Source organism: Streptomyces sp. ISL-66, from assembly GCF_018614135.1.
Classification (GTDB): Bacteria; Actinomycetota; Actinomycetes; order Streptomycetales; family Streptomycetaceae; genus Streptomyces.
Genome location: NZ_JAGGOW010000076.1, coordinates 41163 through 64595, shown reverse-complemented (window position 1 = coordinate 64595; position 23433 = coordinate 41163). Strand labels below are relative to the sequence as shown.

Sequence of the window (23433 nt, the reverse complement as noted above, 5' to 3'; positions counted from 1 at the left end):
TCAGCGTTCGCGGGCTGCGCTCCGGTTACGCCGGGGGCATCGTCCTGGGCGGTGTGGATCTCGACCTCGACGCTGGCGGGATCGTCGCCGTCCTCGGGCGTAACGGGGTCGGCAAGACCACCCTCGTTTCGACCATCATGGGATTCGTCCGGCCGTACGAAGGCAGCGTCGCCATCGACGGCCGGGAGATCGCCGGGGCCCGCGTCGATGTGATCGCCCGGGCCGGGGTGGGTGTCGTTCCGCAGGGGCGCCGGGTGTTCGCGCCGCTGACCGTGGACGAGCACCTGGCGATCGCCTCACGGCGTTCCGCGCAGGGCCTCTGGACGAGAGCCCGCATCCTCGACTTGCTGCCGCGGCTGGGGGAGCGGCTCGGGCATCGCGGTGACCAGCTCTCCGGCGGGGAGCAGCAGATGCTCGCGATCGCCCGGGCCCTGCTGGGCAATCCGCGTCTTCTGCTCCTCGACGAACCGTCCGACGGCCTCGCTCCGGCGATCGTTGCCCAAGTCGGCGAGGTGATCCGAGAGGTGAGTGCGCAGGGCATGTCGGTAGTCCTCGTCGAGCAGAACCTGGGGCTCGCCTTCTCCGTAGCCCAGAACGTGGCCGTCATGCAGAAGGGCCGCATCGTCCACGAGGCAGACTGTGCGGAATTCGAGTCCCGACCCGATGACCGGCGGCGTCTGCTGGGCGTCGACTGACCGGACGACCGCACCTGACGGCGCGAGGCCGCGCGAACGAGAGAGCATCCCCATTGGTGACGGCGCGTCACCTAGGGGGCTCTCTCATGCCGGTCCCGCGCCAGGTGCGGCAAGGGACTTGCCTAATGAGTGGGCCGGTTGCCGCCATGGATGTATCCGGCAGGCACCGGCCCGACGCGGCGAAGCTGGGCGGCGTGGTCGCGGACCAGCTGCTGCTCATCCGGGGTGAGCCGGTCCCCGGCGCGGGCCAGGTACTTCTCCGCCCCATCGGCGGCGGCCTTCAGGGAGGCTTCGGCCTGCCCCCGGTCGGTTGGGTCGAGCTCCCCGGCCTCATGGAGCCGGGCACACAGCGCTCCGGCCTGCTGGTGCACAGCACGCCACTTGGCGGCGTCCGGACCGAGCTCCTTCACCGGGACGCCGGGCACCGCGGTGAGCAGCAGGGCCAGGTCTTGGGCGCGGCTGTCGATGAGATGGGTGCCCGAGGGCGGGGACGGCATGTCGGTACGCCCGGGTCTCGCGGGTGAAGAACTTATCGCTGTTTACCGACCATCGAGGCGTCCAGTTCGTCTGTGACCTGCGTCGGGACGTCGCGTGGGTGTCCGGGACGTTGTCCAGTGCCACCCCGGTGTCAGACCCTCGCCTTATGTTGTCCCGGTGATTCACGATGCGCTTGATCAACGGGTGGTAGAGGCCGCAGCCGCCGAAGTCCGGCTGGCGAAGGTGGAGTTTGACGGCGCTGGCCAGTGGCTGGCCGCCGCCCGCCAGGGGTCCTCGGAGCCGCTTGCCGCAGAGGTGTGGGTCTTCGATGAGGATCTCGCTCGGGTGCTGCTGGTTCATCACCGGTGGCGGGGTTTGGTCCCACCGGGAGGACGCGTTGAGCCGGGGGAAACGCCCCGAGAGGGAGCACGTCGTGAGCTCTTCGAGGAGACCGGCGTCGAGGCGGAGTTGCTGCCGGAACCTGCCGCGGCCACGGTGCGCTCCTATCGCCGGGAGTGGCCGGCGACTCTTGGGCTGTCGTTCGTCGCGATCGTGGGTGCGGGAGCGCCTTTGGTTACAGAGAGTGGACAGCCGGCGGCCTGGACGTCCCTGAACGAGGACTGGGCCAGCTACTTCCCCGAGGACGCATCGCGCGTCCGTCAGCATGCGCGATGGCTGCGTGAGGTCTCCGGCCGCTGATACGAAGCTCCGGTCACTCGGTGGTCCTGGGGACGGGGTGGGCCTGGTATTGAAGCTCGACAAGCTGGGCCTCCAAGTCGGCGATGCGTTTCTCGGCGAAGCGGTTGTTCGAACGGACTCCCTCAAGGCGTTCCTGGAGCGTTCGGTGTTGTGCACTTCGACGACGCCGACGCCATGGGCTGGGCGTCCATAGGCAACGGCAGTCCCGGGGACGAGGTGTGGATGGACCGCTCATTCGACGGCGGCCGCACTTGGTCCTCGGGCACCAAAATCGGCACCACCGCGATCCCGGCGGGCCAGACAGGCTGGCGGACCATGATGTACAACGTCGACGACTGGACGAACCACGGCGTCGGTGCCCTGCGCGCCTGCGGCAAGGCCACCGACCCGCACCGACATCGTCTGCACGCCCTGGGCCCGCTCCACCTGGAACGCCGCCGACCGGCGCACCGCGGCGGCCACCGCGCAGATGCAGTTCTGCGGGCCGCGCATGGGGACTCCGTGCCTCAGGTCTCACGCAGGCGTACGGCGAGGGCGGCGATGTCGTCATCAAGGCGGCCTCTGCTGTAGCGGAGAAGGTCGCGGTGAAGGGCCGTGAGCAGTTCGCGGGGCGGTGTCGGGGGTTGTCGACCCATCCAAGCTGCCAGCGGGAAGAACTCGCCGTCGCGGGCGCGGGCCTCGGCGATCCCGTCGGTATAGAGGAGCAGCAAGTCGCCGGGGGTGAAGTCGAAGGTGTCGACGTTGTATTGATCACCGATCAGCTCCGCGAGGCTGAGCAGTGGTGAGGGGGTGGGGGACTCGAGGAAACGAAGCTTCCTGCGGTTCAGGAGCAGAGGTGGGGGGTGTCCGCAGTTGAGGACGTAGATACGTCTGCCCTCGTGCGGGATCTCAACGAGAAGGGCGGTGGCGAAGCGCTCCATCGGCCCCTCGGGGGGAAAGGCGGCGTTGTAACGGGTGCTGCTGGCGTCCAGCCTGCGTGCGACGTTGACCATGTCGGCCTCGCCATAGGCTGCCTCCCGGAAGGCGTTGACGATCGCCGCGGCCGCCCCCACTGCAGGCAGGCCCTTGCCGCGCACGTCACCGATGAGCAACCTGACCCCGTATGGCGTGTCGACCACCTCGTAGAAGTCCCCGCCGATGCGGGCCTCCGCCGCGGCCGCGAGGTACAGCGACTCGATCTCGACGTTCCCGATGCGGCGTGGCAAAGGGCTCAGCACCACCTGCTGCGCCGCGTCGGCGACGAGCCGTACCTGGAAGAGGGTGCGCTCCCGCTGGAGCCGGACATGGCTTCCGTACGCGGCGGCCACGGTGACCGCGATAATCCCCGCGGCCGTCCACCACGTTCCGAGATCGGGGAAGACGAGGCTGAGGCCGATCATCAGAAAGAGGCAGACCGTCCCGAGCAGGACGGTTGGGAGCACCGGCCACATGGCGGCGGCGAGGGCCGGCGCCGCGGGCAGGAGGCGGCTGAAGGCCATCTCCGGCGGAGTGGTATAGGCCAGGCTGGCGATGACGACGGTCAGGATGACCGGCGACAGCCGCACAAGTCTTCCGGGGCCAGGGCGCCTACGGAGCCGCAGCCGTCCAGGCTGGATCACACTTCACACAATATCTGCGCAATGAGGGCATAGCGCTCTGACGGACAGAGTCGACTGCCTGCCTAAAATAGAACGCGTGAACGATATCTGGAGCCGGTTGCGCAGCGCGACACAGGTTGTGCGCCGTTTTGTCGTTGCCGCGCGGCACTCTCTATGCCCCGGGTCCTAGCTGGCGCGGAAGATCTCCACCCAGCTCGTGTACGACTAAGCACAAGAACACCCGAATGGGCGCCTCGTGGTTCAGGCAGGCGAACGCTTCGCCGTCCCTGGACCTCCTCCAACACCTCATCGCCACCTGGACCGGCCCCTGCCCCACCTGCCGACAACCCACCCCAAGACCGCCCCACGACACCAGCTGACCAAGCACTACCAGGGCTCGTCCGGCGGATCATGGGCCGAGCCAGGGTCGGACCGAGGCGAGGGCCGGCCAGTGGCCTAATTGTGTTGACCTTCCCCCGCAGGCAGTGCTGGAGTCGGCACGTGGACAGCATCCCCGCCAACCGGCGGCTCTGGAACCAGATCAGCAGCGCCTACCAGCACGAGCACGACCCGCAAATCGGCGCCGCACCCCGGCTGTGGGGCATGTACTCGATCCCCGACGCGCACCTGCACGCCCTGGGCGACGTCACCGGCAAGCGCGTCCTTGAACTCGGCTGCGGCGCCGGCCAGTGGTCCAGGGCGCTCGCCGCCGAGGGCGCCACCGTGGTCGGGCTCGACCTGTCCGAAGCCCAACTCGCCGCAGCGGCCCGCGCGATGGGAGCGGCCCGCTACCCGCTAGTGCAAGGCGCCGCCGAACAACTCCCCTTCGCCGCCGACAGCTTCGACCTGGTGTTCTGCGACTTCGGTGGGCTCAGCTGGGCGCCCCCGCACCTGGCCGTCCCGCAGGCCGCACGCGTCTTGCGCCGAGGCGGGCGCCTGGTGTTCAACGTCGCCAGCCCATGGTTCGAAGCTTGCTACGACGAAGCCACCAGCCGCGTGACCACGACGCTGCAGCAGGACTACTTCGGGCTGAACACCATCGCCGAAGGCGACGGCGCGACCAGCTATCAGCTCACCTACGGCGACTGGGTCAAGGTCCTGCGCGGCGCGGGTCTCATCATCGACGACCTCATCGAGCCGCGGCCCGAACCCGCAACAGCCAACGGCTACAACCAAACCGACCCACCCGACTGGGCACACCGCTGGCCGGCGGAACTGCTCTGGGTAACCCACAAACCGTAAGTGTGGCCAGCCCGGAAGTTCTTCAACGCGTTCGTTGATCGTCCGCTCCACTTCGGTCCTGCGTCTGTAGACCGTCTTGTCGAAGCCGGTGGGCCGTCCGCCCGTGCTGCCGCGTCCTTTGCGGTGGGACCGCTGACCTCGGGGCTCGGGAACGGTGTGCTTGAGCCTTATCGCCGCCCAGGTGGTCGGGCCGGGTGCGCGGATGCCCGCCAGCCGGGCGGTGGACACGAATGCGTTCCATGACCGGGATGAGCTGCGGGGCGTCGCCCCACTGGCCCGGCGTGATCAGCAGCGTCAGCCGGCGGCGTCCGCGTGTGCGGCGACCTTGTCGCGTGCCTCACCGGTGATCGGCTTGCCCTTGTCCATGTCTGTACCCTCCGTACCCGCCGGCCTGCCGGTCGGGAGGATGATCCTTGCGCACGGGGCGGTGCTCTTGCAGCGGATCACCGGGATCAGGGCCCGATGGCTCACCGGCTTGGGGTGATCTGGACGGACTCCGCCGGGTGGGGTGTCCGCTTCGCTGGCCGGCTTGATCGGCGGGCGCTTGCGCCTGTCGAAGAACACGCGACGCCCCCGGGAGTCTGAAGCCCGGGGTCTGCCGGACGGCTCGTCTTCGGCCAGCAGACCCCAGGGCATCCGAGCCGCTCGATCAGGGCCCGTGCCCGGCTGCTCGGAACGCCGGGCACGGGGTGCATCCCCGAACCCCGTCAACGATCAGACACCGGGCCGGTTTCCGCGCACCGCCCCCGCACGTGTGTGCAGAACCGTTTCCGTTCCAGCTCGTTGAGAAGGATGGGAGTGCCCGGCCCGAGACGGCGCACCGGCGCTTTCCCCCCTTGCCCCGGTGGTCTTCGAAGGGGCACCCCGTGGCATCCGGACCCCGGTGACAGGACCGGCCCGCGCCACGGTCCGGCAGGCCCACCCACCCCGGCCTGCCGGACTCCCCCCCACTGCACCAGCGCCTGCTCGCGGGCGATCCGGCACGCGGCGGTGATGTGCGCTGAGTTCGGTAACCACTGAGGGCTGGGGTTGCGTTGCTGGAGGGTGGCGAAGTCGGCGTGCGCGTTCTCGACGGCTTCCGGGTACGCGTGGGTCTTCTCGTGTTCGGCCAGTGCCCGGTAGGGAGTAGTTACGGTAGGGAGCCGCACGCACGGCCGGGTCGGCTCGGGCGCGCGGGATCCGCGGTGGGCGGCGGGGCGGGTCACCACCTGGATGCTGCGACCGCCAGCTTCTCCCAGGCGCCTCGAAGGTCGGCGGCGGGCCAGCGAGCGGTTCAGGACCTGGTGGGGATGCGGCCCATGGGGCCCCGCTGGCTCAGGGGCGGGAGGCCGTGTCGGTCGCGGGTGGATTCGTCGAAGTCGTCGAGGAAGGCGTGCAGTTCCTCGGCGAGGTGGTTCAGGGAGTCCACCGCGAACAGGAGGGGCTGGTAGCCGGTGACCTGGTAGGGCTGGCGGACGAGGTCGGGGATGTTCCATCGGCGGATGCGGGCCCGGTGGAAGCGGTGCAGCTCTCCGTAGGAGGACAGCAACGCCGCTCCGTAGGCCTTGACCGTGCCGTTCTCGCGGGCGACGCCGTATTCGAGGCTGTACCAGTACACGCGGCTGATCAGATCGAGTGCGTCGTCGCTGTCCACACGGCGGGCCGCCCTGCCGACAGTGCGGTACAGGTCGGCGAACCAGGGGCTGCTCAGATGGATGCCGTGCCCGAAGACGTCGTGGATGATGTCGGGCTCCGGCGCGTACAGGGGCACAGCCGGGTGCCGCATGTACTGCACGGCGTGGAAGTAGCCGTCGGCCATCGCGCCCAGGAACCGCTTGTTGGGCACGATGCCTCCGGCCAGTGTGAAGGTGAACCCCGACAGCTCACGCAGCCGGTCTCCGACCTCGGCATGCTGTGGCACACGATCCGAGGGGATCGGCGCCTGGCGGCAGGCCTCTTCCACCGCGCGGCACACGCGCCCCTCGCGTGCGGCCGCCAGCGCCGCGTGCACCCGCCTCCAGACCCCGTGTTCGGCATCCGTGTACTCGACGACGGGCGACGGCGCGCCCACTTGATGCCCTGCGGCGCCGGCGACAATGGCGTCACGGCGGAGCACATACACGGGGTCGGCGAAGGCGGGATGAGCCTCGGCGTTTCCCAGGCTGCCGTCCTCCCTGACGGGGGTCGTCGCCATCGCCTCGACCACGGATTCTCCTGTTCGTCCATGTCCGCAGGAATCTTATTCATCATGATCACGGTTCGTCATGGTGCGCTTACGCATGACCTCGCATGGTTCACCCGTCCGGGGCATGCGGAGCGCACATCAAGGTCCGGGAGCTCTGGACAACGTGGGAGGCCCGTGTCGGCGACCTGGGTCTTCGCGAAAGAGGGACTGGAGGAGACCGCCCTCGTCTACCTCGCGATCGCCTGCCACTGGACCGGTGCGTGGGACGACGCGGCCATCCACGCCGCGGCCGCCGTGACCACCGCCACGACCGGACAGCTCCTGTACGCGTACGGCGGGGTCCACGCGGTCTCGGCCTGGGCCCCGGCCGGGCGGGGGGACGCCGACCGGGCACGGCACCCCAGCAGGGGTGGCAGCGACGGGCACGGCGGCACCCGTCCCGGGAGACGACGCGGCGCGTCGAAGGGGAGGAGCGGCCAGGGTCACTAGGCGTTGCTCCACCCGGCTGTGCCGGAATACAAGTCCAGCAGGTCCACCACGAAGACCAGGGTCGAGCCGGCCGGGATCAACGGCGAGGGCGACTGATTGCCGTAGCCGAGACGCGGGGGAACGATGATCTCGCGCCGACCGCCGACCCTCATCCCCCTCACCCCCCGGTCCCAGCCCTTGATGACCCTGCCACTGCCCAGGGCGAACTTGAACGGCTGGCCCCGGTCCCAGGAGGCATCGAACTCCTTCCCGGACTCGAAGGTCACCCCGACGTAGTGGACCCTGACCACCATGCCCGGCTTCACCTCAGCCCCGTCCCCGACGACCAGGTCCCGGACGGTCAGCTCGGTGGGAGCGTCACCCTCCGGAACGTCGACCTCGGGCTTCGTCAGTTCACTCATCGCTGCCTCATCACTCTCCGTTGGAAGCCCTGGCACGAACCAGCCGGACATGGGTGGCACGGTCTCCGGAGGCCGTCGTGCCGGGTGAGTATGATCGCCTACGCCGGTCTGAGTACGTGAGCGGTTGCCCGCCGCGCGAGGCGCCGGAAGGGTGGACGCATGCGCCGACTGCTTCCGCTCGTCCTGCTGTTGCTGTTCACCGCGGGCTGCGGAGTGGTGCAGTCCTCCGAGGGTGAGGCGACGGACGCCGCACGGGAAGTGGCCAGGAAGGCCGGTGAGCGGCTCTACGGTCAGCGTCCGCGCACGGCGGAGGAGGTCGGGCGCTCCGCTTCCGGCATCGACGGGGTGGAGGTGCTGCGGGTGACGGGTACCTCGACTCACGACGGGAACGGCATCGGCGTGGTCGTCCGTACGTCCGGCTCGGCTTACAAGGGGTGGCTCAACCCTGAGGAGATCGTCGTGCGGCGCTGCTTCGCGGTGCGGGTGTCGCCCAAGTCGGAGTGGCGTGAGGATCCCCGTGACGTGGACTGTCCGGACGGCCCCGCGCTGACCTTCGCCCCGCCACCAGAACCGCCCCGGCTGCCGTACGAGGAGCTCCGCGCGAAACTTCCCCGGGTGCCCGAGGGCGGCCGGGCGGACGAGGCCGACGTGCGCCGTGCGCTCGCCGCCCTGGACCTGGATCCGGCGATCCGTACCGAGGTGAAGACGGTCGGCGGCCGGGTCGGCGTCCTCCTCTCGGTGAAGGGCAACGGCTTCGACGCGCAGGACTGCCTTCTGGCCCGCGTGGGCCCCGGCGCCACCGAAGTGTGGGTGCCGACCCGGATCCAGCGGATGCCCGGAGAGGGCGGCTGCACCGTCGGGAACGCCCTGGACCCGCAACCGCCGCCGCACTGACGCCCGCGCGGCGGCTGCGGCTGCCTTCCCGGTCGCGGGTCGGCGAAGATGGTGGCGTCACCTGTTCTGCGCACGTGAGGAGCGACGGCACATGGCCACTTCCGGGTCCGGCTCAAGGCCACCCACGATCGCCGACGTCGCCCGTGCCGCCGGGGTGTCACGCACGACGGTCTCGCACGCTCTCAACGGGCTGGGCAAGGTCGATCCGCGGACCCGGGAGCGCATCAAGCAGGTTGCCGCCGAGCTGGGTTACCGGCCCAACCTGCGGGCGCAGCGGCTGCGGCGCGGCCAGGCCAAGGCGATCGCGCTCGCCTCGTCGATGCCGTTCGCGGTGGCCGCGGGGCCGTCCCGGCTCGGGTTCTACATGGAGATCGCCGCGGCCGCCGCCGAGAGCGCACTGCTGCACGGGTACGCGCTCGTACTCGTACCGCCCGTCGGTCAGTCCGGTTCGGGTCTGTATTCCGTCGACATCGACGGGGCCATCGTCGTCGAGCCGGATGTCAGCGACGCGGCGGCGGCCCAACTGAAGGACCGTGGGCTTCCGTACGTGGCGCTGGGCAGGCCGGTCTCGCCGGACGAGAGCGCGCCGTTCGTCGATCTGCGGGGCGAGCGCGTCGCCGAACTCCTGCTCAGGCACCTGCACGAACAGGGTGCGAGGCGCCCGGCGCTGATCATCGGAGCGGGGGCACGGCACTCGTCGATCGACGCGCGTGCCGCGTACGAGCGCATCGCCGAGGAGTACGGCTGGGCGCCGATCGTGGCGACCGCGCCGGAGTCGGGCGGCGAACAGGCCGGTTACGAGCGCTGTGCGGCCCTGCTCGCCGAGCATCCCGGGATCGACGCGGTGTGCGCGCTGGTGGACGCCTTCGCCGTGGGGGCGGTCCGGGCGATCCGTGACAGTGGGCGCTCCGTGCCGGCCGATGTCATGGTGGTCACCCGGTACGACGGACTGCGCGCCCGTACGTGTGAGCCGCCGCTCACGGCCGTTGATCTTCACCTGGACCGGGCGGCGTCCGACGCCGTGGAGCTGCTGTTGGGAAGGCTGCGTGGCGACGTGACCACCGCCGCGGTGGTCACGTCGCCCGAGCCCCGGCTGATCCCGCGGGCGTCCTCGCTGAGGGTCACGGCCCGAGCATGAGGACCAGTCCGGAGACCAGCGCGAACACGAGCACGAACAGACGCATCCGACGTGCATCCATCCGGTGGTGCACCAGCCGGCTCAGCCATGCGCCGGCGGCGATCGCGGGGAGCAGCGCGATCGCCCAGCCCAGGTCCTCGGAATGCCCCTTCCCCGTCGCGAACAGCAGTACGAGTGAGGCGACTTCGCCTACGAGGAAGCAGGCGGCGACGGTGGCGCGCAGCTCGGCCGGCGGGCGGTGCTGGTAGACCAGTGCGAGTGGCGGACCGCCGACGCCGGTGGCGGTCTCCGTCAGCCCGGTCACCGAGCCGGCGGCGATGTAGGCGGCCCGGCCTGGGGTGAACGCGGGTGCCGCAAGGCTCACGACCGCCGCCAGGACGGTGGCGATGCCCACGAACAGGCCGATGCTGCGGTCAGGGATCAGCCAGAGCAGCGCCAGTCCGCCGGGTGTGGCGGCGAGCCGTGCGGAGGTGATCCAGCGGGCGCCGCGCAGATCGAGCGAGGCGCGTTCGCGCCAGGCGACGTACAGGTTGAGCGGGATCATCGACGCGAGGACGAACACCGGGAGCAGGCCGGGATCGAGGATGCCCGCGACGGGTGCGACGATGAGCGCGAAGCCGAGCCCGCTGCTGCCCTGCACGAACGCTGCCACGGCCACCGTGCAGGCGAGCACCGCCAGTGTCTCGTAGCTCATCGTGCGATGCTCCGTTCGCGTGCCACCGTGGAGGTGGGGTGCACGCGGATGATGGGCGCTCGTTCCACAGCGGCACGCGCCAGTTCGGCGGCTTGCCGTACGAGTGCGGGGCCGTCCCAGCCGTTGGGCCGGCCGCACCACAGGCGCATCCTGCCCGCGACGAACACGGCGGTGATCTGGTCGCGGTTGCCGCGTCGTACGAGCTCCCAGGGGAGGTCCCAGGAGAGCGCGAGTTCGGGGTTGGTGACGTCGACGAGGAGGAAGTCGGCGGCCAGGCCCTCGGCGATGGCGCCGGTGTGGGCGCCGAGGCCGACGGCGTCGGCGCCGCCGCGCGTGGCGTGCTCTAGCCAGGTCCAGCCGGCGCCGCACGACGAGTCGCCGGTGGCGAGCCCGTAGGCGATCCGCTGGGCGAATTCGGCCGCTTCGGCCAGCCGGAATCCGTCGCCGCGGGTCCCGTCGGTGCCGAGGCCGAAACGGATGCCGCGCTCGGCCATGGTCATGGCGGGGGCGACGGCGTTGCCCTTCCAGGCGCTGGCGACCGGGTTGTAGCTGACGGCGGTCCCGGTGTCGGCGAGCAGGGTCAGCTCGCGGGGTGTGAGCAGAGTGGCGTGCGCGGCGAGCAGGTGCGGGCCGAGCGCGCCGATGTGCTCCAGGTATTCGAGCGGGCGCAGGCCGTGCCTTACCAGGGAGCGTTCGACACCGGCCAGGTGCTCGTTGACGTGGATCTGGAGGGTGGCTCCCGCCTCGGCGGCGAGACCGGCAACGCGCCGCAGGGTCGCTGTGCTCGCCGCCTCGGGAACGGAGACGGCGAGGGAGGGATGGATGAGGGGGTCGCCGTCGTACCAGGCGAGGTGTTTCTCCGCGGTGTCGGAATCGAAGGGGTCGTCGTCGTCCGCGTCGTTGCAGACGAGACCCAGAACGCAGCGGATTCCGGCGTCCCGGGCGGCTGAGGCGACGACATCGACATCCACGGCGGCGCGGGTGCCGGCGTCCGCGACGGTGGTGAATCCGCCACGCAGCGCCTCAAGCGCCGCCAACTTCGCGGCGATGTAAACCGATTGCTCGTCCAGCGCGCCCTCGAGCGGCACCCACACCCGCCGGAAGATCTCCGACGGCTCCCCGAAGGCGAGCGCGGAACCGAAACTCTGCGTCAGGTGGTGGTGGGCGTCGACGAAACCGGGCATGAGCAGGTGGCCCGGCAGCCGTACGCCATCGAGGTGTGGATGCGTGCGCTTGAGCTCCTCCGCGGGTCCCACGGCGCGAAACGAGCCGTCGGCGATGACGACCGCGAAGCCGTTGGCGGGCCCTTCGGGCAACAGCACGGCGTCGGGTATGAGCAGGATCGGGCCGGGCCTGTCGAGGAGTTCGCGGATGAGCTGGTTCATCGGGCACTTTCCGTACGGGTGTTGGCCAGGCGGGCGGCGATGGCCGGCCTGATGTGGTGGAAGAGGATGTTGAGGAAGGCCGCGACGAACGCGCCGACGGCGACGCCGCTTTCGAGGAGGATGCGGGCGGTCGGCGGGAAGCCCGCGTACACCCCCGGGATGAGGATGGGCAGGAGGCCGAGCGCGAGGGCGACGGCGCAGATGAAGGTGTTGCTGTGCTTGTCGAGGTCCGAGCGGCCGAGCATCTGCACGCCGAGGACGGTGATGACGGCGAAGACGACCATGGCGGTGCCGCCGATGACCGCGGCGGGGATGGCGCTGATGGCGCGGGTCACGGGCGCGAGGAATCCCATGACGATGAGGACCACGCCGGCCGCGGCCGTGACGAACCGGCTGCGCACACCGGTGACACGGACGATCCCGATGTTCTCGCCGCTCGTCACCATCAACGGCAGCCCGAAGAACCCGCCGACGAGGGAGGTGAGCGCGTCACCGCGGATGGTCCTGGGGACGGTGGTGCGTCGGTCGATCTCCTTGCCGACGGCCTCCGCGTTGATGACGGTCTGGCCGGTGGCCTCCGCCATGGAGGCGAGGCTGTAGAGCATCAGCGGCAACGCGGCGACGAGGTTGAACTGGGGCGAGCCGAACGGCATCAGCTGCGGCAGGCTGACCAGGCCGCCTTCGGCGGCACCACCGAAGTCGATGTGACCCAGCACTGCCGCCAGCGCGGTGCCGGCGAGCAGGCCCAGCATGACCGCGAGCTGACGCAGGATGCCGGTGAACAGCAGGTAGAAGACGACGGTGAAGCCGATCGTCGCCATGCCGAGCGCGAGATTCGTGGTGTTCGCGAAGGCCGGTTCGCCGGGACGGCCGGTGACGAGGACGGCGCCGACCTTCACCAGGTTGACGCCCACGATCACGATCATCGTGCCGATGACGAGGGCCGGGAAGAAGGCGAGCAGCCGCGAGAAGACCGGCAGCACGACGAAGTAGAAGACGGCGGTGAGGATGACCGCGCCGGTGGCCGTGCGCAGGCCGTGCTGCTCCGCGATGGCGAGGAAGAGGATGAGCGGCGCACCGCCCGGCAGCATCACGAACGGCAGGCGGGGCCCGAACTTCCACGGCCCCAGCGACTGGATCAGTGATCCGGCACCGGAGAGCACGAAGGCCGCGGCGAGCAGGTTGACGGTCAGGCCGGGGTCGAGGCGCAGGGTCGCGCTCATCAGGAAGATCGCCGAAATCGGCGTGGCGGCCATGACGAGGACGTGCTGGATTCCGAAGAGGAGGATCCGCCCCAAGGGGCGGGCCTCGTCGACCGGGTGGATGCCCGCCGGGTCGGCGGGCTCCGGCGCCGGTGGCTGGTCCGTACTGGGAAGGGTCTGGCGGGGACTGGACACGCTCGAGCTCCGTTCGGCTTTCGACACGCTTGAGTTCAGCCGTGATGCGCCCTGGACGGAGAGCCGAATCGACATGGCCAAATCGATTTGGCCGTCAGTATGTAAGGGGCGGCCGACGGGCGTCAAGAGATTCGGCCCACCAGCCGTCCGGGGCCCAACGAGCAGGGCGTCACCGTGTCGGGGTGAAGCCGCCCCAGACCGAGAGGGCGCCGCGGGGACCGGTGGCGTCGACGCGATAGCCGTCGTCCTGGGCCTCGCGTTCGCCGGCGGCGTGGTTGTACTGGCCGGCGAAGACGTGCTGTCCGGCCGGGACCGTACGGCCCGGCTTGAGGACCCAGCGGTAGACCACCGCTCCGCCCCCCTCCTGCACGGTGACGGTGAAGTCGTCGGCGGGCAGCGTCCGCCAGCTGCCGGTGCTCCGCACTCCACCGGTCTGCGTGACGCGCAGTTCCATGGTGAGTGCGGTGAGCGGCTGCGTGGTCTTGAGGGTGATGTCGCTCTGGGCCCAGTAGGTGTTGCTGTCCGCGTCCAAGGAGCCGGCCGACGACAGGGGCCCGTCTTGGACCTGCGCGCTGCCGGGCCGGGTCGAGCCCGCACCGCTCGGCGCGGCGGGGCTGGGACGTGTCGAGCCCGCGCCGCCTGGCGCCGCGGGGCTGGGCCGGGTCGAGGGCGAGCGGTCCGGCGCGGTCGGGCCGCCGGTGACGGGCGCCGACGCCGTCGCGTGGGGAGTCCCGGTCGCGGACGGCCCGGCGGGGGTGGCCGAGATGTCCGGCCGGACCGGCGGGGACCGGACGAGGGCGGCGACGGCGAAACCACCGACCGCCACGATGCCGGCCGTGGCGAGGGAGGCGAGCGCGACCCTGGGCCAGGGCCTCGCGCCCGACGACGAGCGGTGGGCGGCGGGGGCGCCGGACATGCCGCGTTCCACGCGTGCCAGGATCCGGGCGCGGTCGGGCTGGTGGGCCTCGGCGGCTGCGCGCAGCCGCCCGGTGAGCTCCTCGTTCAACGGCTCCTCCTCCCCGCCGACAGTTCCCCGGCCGCTCCTGTGCTGCCCAGGGTCCGTTCCAGTTCGGCCATCCCCTTCGAGGTCTGGCTCTTCACCGTACCGACCGATATTCCGAGCGCCAGGGCGGTGTCCTTCTCCGACAGGTCGAAGGCGTGCCGCAGGACCACGCATGCCCGCTTCCGGAACGGCAACCGGGCGAGAGCGGTACGCACGTCCATCACGGCGGCCACGTCCGGACCGTCCAACGGCTCCGCGCCGCGGGACCAGAACAGGGCGATCCGGCGGCGTTCGCGGACCGCGCTGCGGATCCGTGACCGTGCCAGGTTGGCGACCACGCCACGGGCGTAGGCGAGTGGGTACTCGGCCTGGCGCAGCCGGTCCCAGCGCTGCCACAGTGCGATCAGGGCGTCCGCGGCCAGATCGTCGCCGCCGTCCGCCTCGCCCGTCAGGAGATGGGCGAACCGGGCGAGTCCGGCGTAGTGGCGTTCGAAGAAGTCGTGGAACTCCGCGGACGCGTCATCGAGGACCATGTCCGGCGCTCGCCCCTCCGCGAATGTGTGCGTTAACATCCCCACCGAAACGGCAGCGTACCAGCGCCGGATGCGACCGGGTGCCTCCGGTGCACCCACCCCGGATCCGCCACCCGGCCGCGGTGCGGTTCAGTGCGGGGCGAACTGGACCCGGGTCGGTTGTACGACGTTCGGCAGCAGCGCGGTCCCGTCGACCGTCAGCTGTTCTCCGTAGATGTCGGTGATCCTCATCGTGTCGCCGCACCCGCCGCCGTCGGCGGAGAGGAAGTAGTTGTAGTCGGTACGCGGCAGCTTCCGCCAGCCGTTGGTGGTGCGTACCTCCAGCCCTGCGACCGGGTTCCGGTGGTCGATCACCTGGATGCCGCACCAGTGGGGGTTGGACCCGCTCTTGTACCGGATGGAGATCGTGCCGGACGTCTGGGGGCTCAGCAGGCTCCACGTGATCGGGATGCGGCCGAGCTTGGGATCGGCCAGTTTCGCGAAGGCCTGTTCGCTGAGGTCCAGTTGGCCGGGCGCGCAGGGCAGCGGGCATTCGTTGGTGATCCGGACCGTGATCGAGGCGCCGCTCGCGGCGCGGACGCGCACGTACGCGCCGCACGCCCTGGACGACTCGTAGTCGGTGGTGTTCATCGCCGCGATCATGAGGTCGTCGCTCGGGCCGAACAGGCAGGCGCCGTTGCCGTCTTCGGCGGCGTAGGCGGTGGCGACGCCCTTGTAGGTGGTCTCGGGTTGGATGCGTCCCGCCGACGGCGCCGTGGTGGACGTCGCCCGCGGGGTTCCTTTCGTCGAAGGCCGTGGCGCCGCGGTGGTCGTTGCGACGGGCGTAGCGACGGCCGTCGCGTCGGCCGCGGTCGGGGATTCCGCGGCACGCGAGCTGTCCGTCGAGGGCGCGGGGCTCGTGGGGGGCGGGGGCGTGTCTCCCGCCTGGGTGGCGGCGGGGGCGGCGGGGACGGCCACATCATCGGCCGTGCCCCCGCCCTTGGGGCCGGAGGACATGGCTGTCACCAGGCAGAAGAGGACCCCCGCGGCGGTCACCATCACCGTCGTTGCCGTCATCAGCCGGTGTCTGCGCCTGCGCTGCCGCGCGGCCTGCCGTGCAGTCTGCATGTCTGTCCGTCCGCCGTCCGTTCGAAGGTTCAAGTCGAGGTGCACCGCTTGGTCGCCGCCGGATGCGAAAAGGTTGCCGACGGCGCGAAGCGGGCGCGCGGCGGGTCCTCCGGGGCGGCCGGGCAGCCGCGTCCCGTACCGGTCCGCTCACTGGGCGGGGGACCGCGGGGAAACGGGCTGGGCGGCACGGATGCCGCGCGGAGAAGCGCCGAGTGCGCGACGACAGGCCTTGTTGAACGCCTGTAGGTCGGGAATGCCGACCGATGCGGCGACGGCGGGGACGGAGAGCGTGGTGGCCTGCAGGAAGTGGCGGGCTCGTTCCATCCGCCGGGACCGGATGTAGCCGACGACCGTCTCCCCCGTCGCGGCGCGGAAGAGGCGCGTCAGGTGGTTGTGGGAGACACCGGCCGCCGCCGCGATGTCCGGTACCGTCAGAGGTTGCCCCAGCCGCGCCTCGATGAGGGCCACGGCGGTCGAGACCGCCGGATGAGCGGCCCGCGTGTTCCGCTCCCTGGAAGGGGCGAGCTGGGAGACCCGCCACAGAGCGGCCCACACCTCGGCGGCGGCCCGCGCCGGGGTGTTCGGCCAGGCGGCCAGCGTCTGCTGCAACTGGGCGGTGAGCAAGGCGAGATCGGCGCCGGCTTGCTGGACCACCGGAATGCTGCGGGGAGTTCCGGCTGAGCCGAGGCGGAAGTGGACGTAGAGGTGTGCGGAGCGGCCCCGGTAGCGATAACGGACCTCGGCGCCGGGCGGTACGAGGCTGACCCGGCCGGGGCGGAGCGCGTGCTCCGTGCCGTTCACCGTCAAGTCGGCCTCGTAGTCGTACAGATGGAGCTGCCAGAGGTCCGGCAGTGAGAACACGTCCACGTGGCCGGCGGGCCCGTGCACGCCGATGCCGACGGCGGCGAGGGCCGGAGGCTCGTCAAGGTGGGCGAGGACCGTGTGCATGGTCACGTGTTCTACCACTGTGTCCGCAAGCCCGCTCCAGGGTCGCGACGCTCAACCCCGTGCGCCGGGCACCGTGGTGAGAATCGACCAGTGGAAGGTGAACGTGGCCCACGCGGGCTCGCGGCCGCCGGGCCTAGCGTGGCCGCCATGGAGAAGAGGCAAGAACTACTCGATTCGGTGCGGATGGCGCGGTTCGTGGCGCGGGGGTCGCTGCGCCTGGACGCGGTGGTCCCGGCGGAAATGAACTCCGAGGGCCTGGCGGTACTGGCCGAGGGGGTGCCGCCGGTACGGTACGGGACGCCGCTGTCCGAGGCCTACCCGGAAGGATCCTTCGTCCGTGGGCTGCTGGAGCTTCCGCAGGTGGCGGGGGCCCTGCACAGCCTCGTGGGCCCGGAGCCGTGGGTGGACCACCACTTCGTGCACACCCGTGAGCCCCACGGCGGCGACGCGCAGCCGCTGCACGCGGACGCCATCATCGACGTCCGGCCGGACGCCTTCGACGTGCAGTTGATGTACTTTCCGCAGGCGGTGACGCTGGAGATGGGCGGAACGCTCACCGTGCCGGGCAGCCACCTCCGGCGGATCAACGAGTCCGACACCGGCCGCTATCAGAACCTGCGCGGCCAGGACCGGCTGGTCTGCCCGGCCGGGACGGTGGTGTTTCTGCACCACGGCCTCTGGCACGGGGGCCGGCGCAACGACAGTGACGCGATGCGCTACATGTTCAAGATCCGCTTCAATCCCAGGGTGCGTCAACAGCGCCTGTGGAACACCTCGGACATCGACGACCCACAGGTGGCCGCGGAGCTGGACTCGATGTTCCCGTGGTACGAGGCGGCGACCGGTCGGCTGGAGCGGTACAACCGCATCCTGCTGTGGCGGGTGCTGACCGGCGACGACGACTTCGACCTCGACCACTGGGCGACCAGGGTTTCCAACCGCCCTGAGGAGGCACAGGCATGACGACCGAAGCGATCCTCCCGGAGCGGGCGCAAGGCGCCGCGCCGGAGCTGCGGCAGCAGGTGCTCGTACTGTATCTGGCCACCTCGGCGCTGGACTCCCATGTCGTGGGCTGGTCGCTGTACGACGGCACGGGCCGCACCTCGCCCACCACGGGCGACAGCGACGAGCCGCCGTACGAGTCGGGGGTGGCGGCGCTCCGGGCGGGATGGCGGCTGATCCAGGCCGCTCAGCTGATCCCGCCGTACCCGGGTCATGAGTACGACGTCTCCTTCCTCAAGCACGAGTTCTTCTTCGAGCGGATCGTCGACGCGCGAGCGGAGCCGCAGGAGCCCGGGTCCCGGTAGGGGAGGCACCCCCTCCTCGTGCGGGCGGCCGCGCCGTGCTGATGTCGTCGATGCGCATGGTCGATGCGCATGCTCGAAAAGCATTGTCGAAGCGCTTGAATGTTCGTGACGCGGTCAACGATGGTGTGAGGGGTTCGCCAAGAGCCTGAACAAGGAGGAAACTTGGTGGGCCGGGGATAGTTGACAGTGGCACTGGATCATGTCAGCGTCGAAGCGCTTCGACAAGTGGCCATCACACCCAGCCCGCCGAGGGGGCGTCCACGTGAGTTCCCTGTCCGCGCCCGCAGCCCCGTCCGGCGGGACCGGCTGAGGCCCGTACCCCACGAGACCGGCGGCCCGTCCGAGGGGGGCGGGCCGCCACCCTTCCCGCACCAGTGCCCGGACCTGCGGGGCAAGGCCCCCTGTGGCCGCCGAGCCCCATTGCCCCGTCACCTCTCCGACCGGAGGAAGTCCCCATGCCGCTCACCGACATAGGCCAGGACGAACTCGTCCGCTACCGGCCCGAGTTGCCCGATCCGACCGGTTTCGACGCCTTCTGGCAGCGGACCCTCGCCGAAGCCCGGTCGCACGCCGGGGCGGTCAAGGTGGAACGGGTCACCGCCCAGCACCTGCTGAGCACCATCGAGGTCGACGACGTGCGCTTCCCCGGCTGGAACGGCGAACCGGTGGCCGCCTGGCTGCTGCGCCCGCGCGACGCGGCCGGACCGCTGCCGGTCGTCGTGACCTACATGGGCTACGGCGGCGGTCGAGGACTGCCCACCGATCACCTGCTCTGGTCCGCCGCGGGCTACGCCCAACTCGTCGTCGACAGCCGGGGCCAGGGCCACGACACCCCGGACCGGGGCGTCGGCGACGGCACGCAGTGGGTCGAGGGCTTCATGACCCGTGGCATCGACTCTCCCGACCACTATTACTACCGGCGCTTGGTCACCGACTGCGTGCGAGCCGTGGACGCGGTCGCGGAGCTGCCCGGACTCGACGGCCGGCGGGTCGTGGTGGCCGGCGGCAGCCAGGGCGGCGGTCTGGCGCTCGCCGTCGCCGGTCTCGCCGGGGACAGTGTGGCGGCGGCGATGCCGGACGTCCCGTTCCTGTGCCACTTCCGCCATGCCGCCGCGATCTGCGGCGAAGGCCCGTACCAGGAGATCGCCAAGTACCTGCGCTGGCACAGCCGCCACCGCGTGGAGCCGGCCTTCGCCACCCTCGACCACTTCGACGGCGTCCACTTCGCCCGGCGGGCCACCGCGCCGACGCTGTTCAGCGTGGGTCTGATGGACCCGGTCTGCCCGCCCTCCACGGTCTACGCCGCCTTCAACCAGTACGCGGGCGAGGACCGCACCATGACCGTGTGGCCGTACGGGGACCACGGCGGCGGCTGCGGCTCCAACCCGCCCGTCCAACTGGCCTGGCTGCGCGAGCGCGGGCTGGCGCCGGAGCTCTGAGCGCCCCGCACCACCGGACCGGGCGGGCCGGGCGAGGGCGGCCCGCGCGCCCGGCCGCCCCACGCGCTGAGCCCCGCCCCCGCCCCCGAGACCGAGGAGCACGACAGACCCATGAGGTACCGCCCTTGAGCACCCCGGCCTTCCCGGAACTGCCCGCCGGGTTCCGTTTCGGTGCCGCGACCGCCGCATACCAGATCGAGGGCGCCCACGACCAGGACGGCCGCGGCCCCTCCATCTGGGACACCTTCAGCCACACCCCCGGCCGTACGCTCGACGGCGCCACCGGCGACACCGCCTGCGACCACTACCACCGCCACGGCGAGGACGTCGCCCTGCTGCGCGGGCTCGGCGTCGACAGCTACCGCTTCTCGATCGCCTGGTCCCGCCTGCTGCCGCAGGGCACCGGGCCGGTCAACCCCAAGGGCCTGGACTTCTACGACCGCCTGATCGACGATCTGCTGGCCGCCGGAGTGGCCCCCGCCGTCACCCTCTACCACTGGGACCTGCCCCAGGCCCTGGAGACTCCGTCCGACAGCGGCTCCGCCGCGGGTGGTGGCTGGCGCGTCAGGCAGACCGCCGAGGCGTTCGCGCAGTACGCGGCCCTCGCGGCCGAGCGCTACGGGGACCGGGTGGAGCGCTGGATCACCCTCAACGAGCCGTACTGCTCCGCCTTCGTCGGCTACGCCGAGGGGCGCCACGCACCCGGTGCCGAGGAGGGCCGCGGCGCGCTGGCGGCCGCACACCACCTGCTGGTCGCCCACGGCCTCGCGGTACGGGAGCTGCGCGCCGCGGGCGCCCGGGAGGTCGGGATCAGCCTCAACCTCGACCGCATCCATCTCGCCTCCGCCCTCCCCGAGGACCGGGCCGCCCTGCGCCGTGCCAAGGTCCTCCACAACGAGGTCTGGACCGAGCCGCTCCTCGCGGGCCGCTACCCCGAGCACGAGGCCGAGACCTGGGCCGGCCTCGCCGACGGCCCCTGGCGGCTGCCGGGCGACCTCGAACTGATCGGCGCCCCACTGGACTTCCTCGGCGTCAACTTCTACCGCCCGATCACCGTCGCAGCCGCCCCCCACCGCACGAACGACCTCGAGCAGCGCAGTGCCACGGACATCGGCGTCGTCGAGGTGGACCCGTACGGGACCCGGCACACCACCATGGGATGGCCCGTCGTTCCGGACGCGCTCACCGAACTGCTCCGCGAACTCCACGCCCGCCACCCGCGGCTCCCGCCGGTCTGGATCACCGAGAACGGCTCCGCGGAGGCCGACACCGTCGGCCCCGACGGCAGGGTCCATGACGCCGCGCGGACCGACTACCTCGCGGACCACCTCGCCGCCGTCGCCGACGCCATCTCGGCGGGCGTGGACGTGCGCGGCTACTACGTCTGGTCGCTGCTGGACAACTTCGAGTGGGCGCGCGGCTACGGCCAGCGCTTCGGCCTGGTCCACGTCGACTACGACACGCTGACCCGAACGCCCAAGGACAGTTACCGCTGGTTCCAGGGCCTGATCACCGCGCACCGCGCGCGGACGGAGGAAACGACCCGATGAAGTTCACCGATGGCTACTGGCTGATGCGCCCGGGCGTCACCACGCGGTACGCCGCCGAGGTCGCGGACGTCCGGGCCGACGAGCACCGGATGACCCTCTACGCGCCGGTGAAGCACGTGAGCAGCCGCGGCGGCATGCTCAACAGCGCGCTGCTGACGGTCGAGTGCTGGTCGCCCGCCGAGGACGTGATCGGGGTACGGGTCACCCACCACGCCGGTTCGGGGCGGCGGGAGCCGGAGTTCGCGCTGCCCGGCGCGCAACCGGACGTGGGAAAGGTGCACCGGGACGGCGCGGTGGTCGAGCTCAGTGCGGGTGAGCTGTCGCTGCGGGTGGACACCTCCCAGCCGTGGCTCCTGGAGTTCACCGCCGGCGGGCGGATGCTGACCTCCGTGGGTGAGCGGGGCACCGGCTTCGCCACCGACGACACGGGCCGGCACTTCATGCTCGGACAACTCTCCTTGGGTGTCGGCGAGTTGGTGTACGGGCTGGGGGAGCGCTTCACCCCGTTCATCAAGAACGGGCAGGTCGTGGACATCTGGCAGGCCGACGGCGGCACCAGCAGCGAGCAGGCGTACAAGAACATCCCCTTCCACCTCACGAACCGGGGGTACGGGGTCTTCGTCAACCATCCCGGCAAGGTCAGTTACGAGGTCGGCTCCGAGTCGGTCGGCCAGGTGCAGTTCAGCGTCGAGGACCAGTCGCTGGAGTTCTTCGTCGTCCACGGCCCGACCCCCAAGCGGATCCTGGAGCGCTACACCGCGCTCACCGGCCGCCCCGCGCTTCCCCCGGCGTGGGCCCTGGGCCTGTGGCTGACCACCTCCTTCACCACCGACTACGACGAGGCCACCGTCAACCGCTTCGTCGGCGGCATGGCCGAGCGCGGCATCCCGCTGAGCGTCTTCCACCTCGACTGCTTCTGGATGCGCGAGTATCAGTGGTGCGACTTCGAGTGGCACCCCGACACCTTCCCCGACCCGGCCGGCATGCTCGCCCGGCTGAAGCAGCAGGGGCTGCGGATCAGCGCCTGGATCAACCCTTACATCGCGCAGAAATCGGCCATGTTCGAGGAGGGCATGCGCGAGGGCCACCTGGTGCGCCGCCCGGACGGCAGCGTGTGGCAGTGGGACCTGTGGCAGCCCGGCATGGCACTGGTGGACTTCACCAACCCCGCCGCCCGCGACTGGTACACCGGCAAGCTGCGCACCCTGCTGGACATGGGCGTGGACTGCTTCAAGACCGACTTCGGCGAGCGCATCCCCACCGACGTCGCCTGGCACGACGGCTCCGACCCGGAGCGGATGCACAACTACTACACGCACCTGTACAACGAGGCCGTCTTCGAGCTGCTGCGCGAGGTGCGAGGGGAGGGCGAGGCGCTGCTCTTCGCCCGTTCCGCCACCGCCGGCGGCCAGCAGTATCCCGTGCACTGGGGCGGCGACTGCGAATCCCACTTCAACGCCATGGCCGAGTCGCTGCGCGGCGGGCTCTCCCTCGGCCTTTCCGGCTTCGGCTTCTGGAGCCACGACATCGGCGGCTTCGAGGGCACTCCGACCCCCACCGTGTTCAAGCGCTGGGTGCAGTTCGGTCTCCTCTCCTCGCACAGCCGCCTGCACGGCAGCAAGTCGTACCGCGTGCCGTGGGACTACGGGGAGGAGGCCGTCGACGTCACCCGCGAGTTCACCCTGCTCAAGCACCGCCTCGCCCCCTACCTCCAGCGTGCCGCGCAGCAGGCGCACGGCACCGGTGTCCCGGTGATGCGGGCCATGGTGCTGGAGTTCCCCGACGACCCGGCCGCCGCCACCCTCGACCGGCAGTACATGCTCGGAGACGACCTGCTCGTCGCCCCGGTCTTCACCGACGACGGCACGGTCGAGTACTACGTGCCGGAAGGACCGTGGACGAACGTTCTGACCGGTGCGCGGATCACCGGTCCCCGCTGGGTCCGCGAACAGCACGGCTTCCACACCCTGCCGCTGCTGGCCCGCCCCGACTCCGTCATCCCGCTCGCCGCTGACGACCAGCACCCCGTGTCCGCCTGGGCGGACGGAGTCGAGCTGCGGGTCCACGCCTTCGCCGACGGCGCCGAGCGCACCGTGGTGATCCCGAGCTCCGACGGCCCCGGCGAGGTGGCCCGCTTCCACCTGCGCCGCCGGGGCGACCGCCTCCACGTGACCACCGACAGCCCCCGTCCCTGGCAGCTCCGGTTCGGCGGACCGGCCGGAACCGTCCACACCCAGCCCGCCGGCACCATGGAGGCCGGCCTCGCCTACCCGGCCTGAGCCGGGGGGCCGGAC

23 protein-coding genes and 2 pseudogenes are annotated in these 23433 nt (G+C 70.9%); 12 read left to right on the top strand and 13 right to left on the bottom strand.

Features of this window, described 5'->3' with window-relative positions; genetic code table 11:
- Positions 1 to 53 precede the first annotated feature (53 nt).
- On the top strand, positions 54 to 695 hold the full coding sequence (locus tag J7E97_RS15945) for an ATP-binding cassette domain-containing protein (RefSeq protein WP_308346526.1): 642 nt from the start codon (positions 54 to 56) through the stop codon (positions 693 to 695).
- Positions 696 to 817: 122 nt separating this feature from the next.
- Here the strand turns inward: J7E97_RS15945 and J7E97_RS15940 are convergent, their stop codons facing one another.
- Positions 818 to 1192, bottom strand: a complete 375-nt coding sequence (locus J7E97_RS15940) for a hypothetical protein (RefSeq protein ID WP_251054615.1) — start codon at positions 1190 to 1192, stop codon at positions 818 to 820.
- Positions 1193 to 1349: 157 nt separating this feature from the next.
- Here J7E97_RS15940 and J7E97_RS15935 point away from each other — a divergent pair, with 157 nt between their 5' ends.
- A complete protein-coding gene (locus tag J7E97_RS15935; protein WP_215027535.1) occupies positions 1350 to 1871 on the top strand; it encodes an NUDIX domain-containing protein in 522 nt (173 codons plus the stop codon).
- A 48-nt stretch (positions 1872 to 1919) separates the two neighbouring features.
- Positions 1920 to 2346 (top strand): annotated as a pseudogene (locus tag J7E97_RS35870) (glycosyl hydrolase); the annotation flags it as partial.
- A gap of 31 nt (positions 2347 to 2377) precedes the next feature.
- Here J7E97_RS35870 and J7E97_RS15925 read toward each other — a convergent pair.
- Positions 2378 to 3415 (bottom strand): PP2C family protein-serine/threonine phosphatase, encoded by a 1038-nt coding sequence (locus J7E97_RS15925; protein WP_308346525.1) that lies wholly within the window; start codon positions 3413 to 3415, stop codon positions 2378 to 2380.
- Positions 3416 to 3949: 534 nt separating this feature from the next.
- On the opposite strand from J7E97_RS15925, the gene J7E97_RS15920 reads away from it, so the two are divergent.
- The gene (locus tag J7E97_RS15920) at positions 3950 to 4690 is read left to right on the top strand and encodes a class I SAM-dependent methyltransferase (RefSeq protein ID WP_215027529.1); all 741 of its coding nucleotides are present in this window, start codon (positions 3950 to 3952) and stop codon (positions 4688 to 4690) included.
- 33 nt (positions 4691 to 4723) lie between these two features.
- On the opposite strand, the pseudogene J7E97_RS15915 reads toward J7E97_RS15920, so the two are convergent.
- The 3 genes and pseudogenes from J7E97_RS15915 to J7E97_RS15905 form a co-directional block, all read right to left on the bottom strand.
- Positions 4724 to 5000 (bottom strand): annotated as a pseudogene (locus tag J7E97_RS15915) (IS5/IS1182 family transposase); the annotation flags it as partial.
- Positions 4985 to 5161: a hypothetical protein gene (locus J7E97_RS15910; protein ID WP_215027527.1), complete on the bottom strand. Its 177-nt coding sequence runs from the start codon at positions 5159 to 5161 to the stop codon at positions 4985 to 4987. The gene J7E97_RS15910 and the pseudogene J7E97_RS15915, both read right to left, overlap by 16 nt.
- An 802-nt stretch (positions 5162 to 5963) precedes the next feature.
- Complete coding sequence (locus tag J7E97_RS15905) at positions 5964 to 6875, bottom strand: phenylalanine 4-monooxygenase (protein ID WP_308346524.1); 912 nt, start codon at positions 6873 to 6875, stop codon at positions 5964 to 5966.
- A gap of 153 nt (positions 6876 to 7028) precedes the next feature.
- On the opposite strand from J7E97_RS15905, the gene J7E97_RS15900 reads away from it, so the two are divergent.
- Positions 7029 to 7343 (top strand): hypothetical protein, encoded by a 315-nt coding sequence (locus tag J7E97_RS15900; RefSeq protein ID WP_215027525.1) that lies wholly within the window; start codon positions 7029 to 7031, stop codon positions 7341 to 7343.
- Here the strand turns inward: J7E97_RS15900 and J7E97_RS15895 are convergent.
- The gene (locus J7E97_RS15895) at positions 7340 to 7744 is read right to left on the bottom strand and encodes an FKBP-type peptidyl-prolyl cis-trans isomerase (RefSeq protein WP_285428258.1); all 405 of its coding nucleotides are present in this window, start codon (positions 7742 to 7744) and stop codon (positions 7340 to 7342) included. The genes J7E97_RS15900 and J7E97_RS15895 overlap by 4 nt on opposite strands.
- Before the next feature lie 159 nt (positions 7745 to 7903).
- On the opposite strand from J7E97_RS15895, the gene J7E97_RS15890 reads away from it, so the two are divergent.
- Together J7E97_RS15890 and J7E97_RS15885 are read left to right on the top strand one after the other, a co-directional pair.
- Positions 7904 to 8638: a translation initiation factor IF-2 gene (locus J7E97_RS15890; RefSeq protein ID WP_215027523.1), complete on the top strand. Its 735-nt coding sequence runs from the start codon at positions 7904 to 7906 to the stop codon at positions 8636 to 8638.
- 91 nt (positions 8639 to 8729) lie between these two features.
- Positions 8730 to 9776: a substrate-binding domain-containing protein gene (locus tag J7E97_RS15885; protein WP_215027521.1), complete on the top strand. Its 1047-nt coding sequence runs from the start codon at positions 8730 to 8732 to the stop codon at positions 9774 to 9776.
- Here J7E97_RS15885 and J7E97_RS15880 read toward each other — a convergent pair.
- The 7 genes from J7E97_RS15880 to J7E97_RS15850 form a co-directional block, all read right to left on the bottom strand.
- A complete protein-coding gene (locus tag J7E97_RS15880) occupies positions 9760 to 10470 on the bottom strand; it encodes a sulfite exporter TauE/SafE family protein (protein ID WP_215027520.1) in 711 nt (236 codons plus the stop codon). The genes J7E97_RS15885 and J7E97_RS15880 overlap by 17 nt on opposite strands.
- Positions 10467 to 11855: an amidohydrolase family protein gene (locus tag J7E97_RS15875; protein ID WP_215027519.1), complete on the bottom strand. Its 1389-nt coding sequence runs from the start codon at positions 11853 to 11855 to the stop codon at positions 10467 to 10469. Before J7E97_RS15875 ends, J7E97_RS15880 begins: the two co-directional genes overlap by 4 nt.
- Positions 11852 to 13252, bottom strand: coding sequence for a uracil-xanthine permease family protein (locus J7E97_RS15870; protein ID WP_308346523.1), 1401 nt, complete (start codon positions 13250 to 13252; stop codon positions 11852 to 11854). Before J7E97_RS15870 ends, J7E97_RS15875 begins: the two co-directional genes overlap by 4 nt.
- Positions 13253 to 13421: 169 nt before the next feature.
- A complete protein-coding gene (locus tag J7E97_RS15865; protein ID WP_215027517.1) occupies positions 13422 to 14258 on the bottom strand; it encodes a hypothetical protein in 837 nt (278 codons plus the stop codon).
- On the bottom strand, positions 14255 to 14788 hold the full coding sequence (locus J7E97_RS15860; protein ID WP_215027561.1) for a SigE family RNA polymerase sigma factor: 534 nt from the start codon (positions 14786 to 14788) through the stop codon (positions 14255 to 14257). The genes J7E97_RS15865 and J7E97_RS15860 overlap by 4 nt, the downstream gene beginning before the upstream one ends.
- A gap of 129 nt (positions 14789 to 14917) precedes the next feature.
- Positions 14918 to 15895, bottom strand: coding sequence for an expansin EXLX1 family cellulose-binding protein (locus tag J7E97_RS15855; protein WP_215027516.1), 978 nt, complete (start codon positions 15893 to 15895; stop codon positions 14918 to 14920).
- A gap of 147 nt (positions 15896 to 16042) precedes the next feature.
- Positions 16043 to 16843 carry a helix-turn-helix domain-containing protein gene (locus tag J7E97_RS15850; RefSeq protein WP_215027559.1) on the bottom strand — a complete coding sequence of 267 codons (801 nt, stop codon included), beginning with the start codon at positions 16841 to 16843 and terminating at the stop codon, positions 16043 to 16045.
- A gap of 147 nt (positions 16844 to 16990) precedes the next feature.
- Here J7E97_RS15850 and J7E97_RS15845 point away from each other — a divergent pair, with 147 nt between their 5' ends.
- From J7E97_RS15845 to yicI, 5 genes are all read left to right on the top strand, one after another.
- A complete protein-coding gene (locus J7E97_RS15845; protein WP_215027515.1) occupies positions 16991 to 17806 on the top strand; it encodes a phytanoyl-CoA dioxygenase family protein in 816 nt (271 codons plus the stop codon).
- Positions 17803 to 18150 (top strand): hypothetical protein, encoded by a 348-nt coding sequence (locus J7E97_RS15840; RefSeq protein WP_251054614.1) that lies wholly within the window; start codon positions 17803 to 17805, stop codon positions 18148 to 18150. Before J7E97_RS15845 ends, J7E97_RS15840 begins: the two co-directional genes overlap by 4 nt.
- Before the next feature lie 455 nt (positions 18151 to 18605).
- Entirely contained in the window at positions 18606 to 19589 is a 984-nt protein-coding gene (locus J7E97_RS15835; protein WP_215027513.1) for an acetylxylan esterase, read from the top strand.
- Between the two features lie 125 nt (positions 19590 to 19714).
- Positions 19715 to 21139 carry a GH1 family beta-glucosidase gene (locus tag J7E97_RS15830; protein ID WP_215027511.1) on the top strand — a complete coding sequence of 475 codons (1425 nt, stop codon included), beginning with the start codon at positions 19715 to 19717 and terminating at the stop codon, positions 21137 to 21139.
- Positions 21136 to 23418: an alpha-xylosidase gene (gene yicI, locus J7E97_RS15825; protein ID WP_215027509.1), complete on the top strand. Its 2283-nt coding sequence runs from the start codon at positions 21136 to 21138 to the stop codon at positions 23416 to 23418. The genes J7E97_RS15830 and yicI overlap by 4 nt, the downstream gene beginning before the upstream one ends.
- The last annotated feature ends 15 nt before the right edge of the window (positions 23419 to 23433 follow it).

Excerpts from the sequence above, each read along its gene's own strand:
- J7E97_RS15860 (WP_215027561.1), bottom strand. The coding sequence starts at position 14,788 with ATGGTCCTCGATGACGCGTCCGCGGAGTTCCACGACTTCTTCGAACGC.
- J7E97_RS15895 (WP_285428258.1), bottom strand. The coding sequence starts at position 7,744 with ATGAGTGAACTGACGAAGCCCGAGGTCGACGTTCCGGAGGGTGACGCT.
- J7E97_RS15840 (WP_251054614.1), top strand. The coding sequence starts at position 17,803 with ATGACGACCGAAGCGATCCTCCCGGAGCGGGCGCAAGGCGCCGCGCCG.
- J7E97_RS15835 (WP_215027513.1), top strand. The coding sequence starts at position 18,606 with ATGCCGCTCACCGACATAGGCCAGGACGAACTCGTCCGCTACCGGCCC.
- J7E97_RS15890 (WP_215027523.1), top strand. The coding sequence starts at position 7,904 with ATGCGCCGACTGCTTCCGCTCGTCCTGCTGTTGCTGTTCACCGCGGGC.
- J7E97_RS15845 (WP_215027515.1), top strand. The coding sequence starts at position 16,991 with ATGGAGAAGAGGCAAGAACTACTCGATTCGGTGCGGATGGCGCGGTTC.
- J7E97_RS15940 (WP_251054615.1), bottom strand. The coding sequence starts at position 1,192 with ATGCCGTCCCCGCCCTCGGGCACCCATCTCATCGACAGCCGCGCCCAA.
- J7E97_RS15875 (WP_215027519.1), bottom strand. The coding sequence starts at position 11,855 with ATGAACCAGCTCATCCGCGAACTCCTCGACAGGCCCGGCCCGATCCTG.
- J7E97_RS15850 (WP_215027559.1), bottom strand. The coding sequence starts at position 16,843 with ATGCACACGGTCCTCGCCCACCTTGACGAGCCTCCGGCCCTCGCCGCC.
- J7E97_RS15855 (WP_215027516.1), bottom strand. The coding sequence starts at position 15,895 with ATGCAGACTGCACGGCAGGCCGCGCGGCAGCGCAGGCGCAGACACCGG.
- yicI (WP_215027509.1), top strand. The coding sequence starts at position 21,136 with ATGAAGTTCACCGATGGCTACTGGCTGATGCGCCCGGGCGTCACCACG.
- J7E97_RS15885 (WP_215027521.1), top strand. The coding sequence starts at position 8,730 with ATGGCCACTTCCGGGTCCGGCTCAAGGCCACCCACGATCGCCGACGTC.
- J7E97_RS15880 (WP_215027520.1), bottom strand. The coding sequence starts at position 10,470 with ATGAGCTACGAGACACTGGCGGTGCTCGCCTGCACGGTGGCCGTGGCA.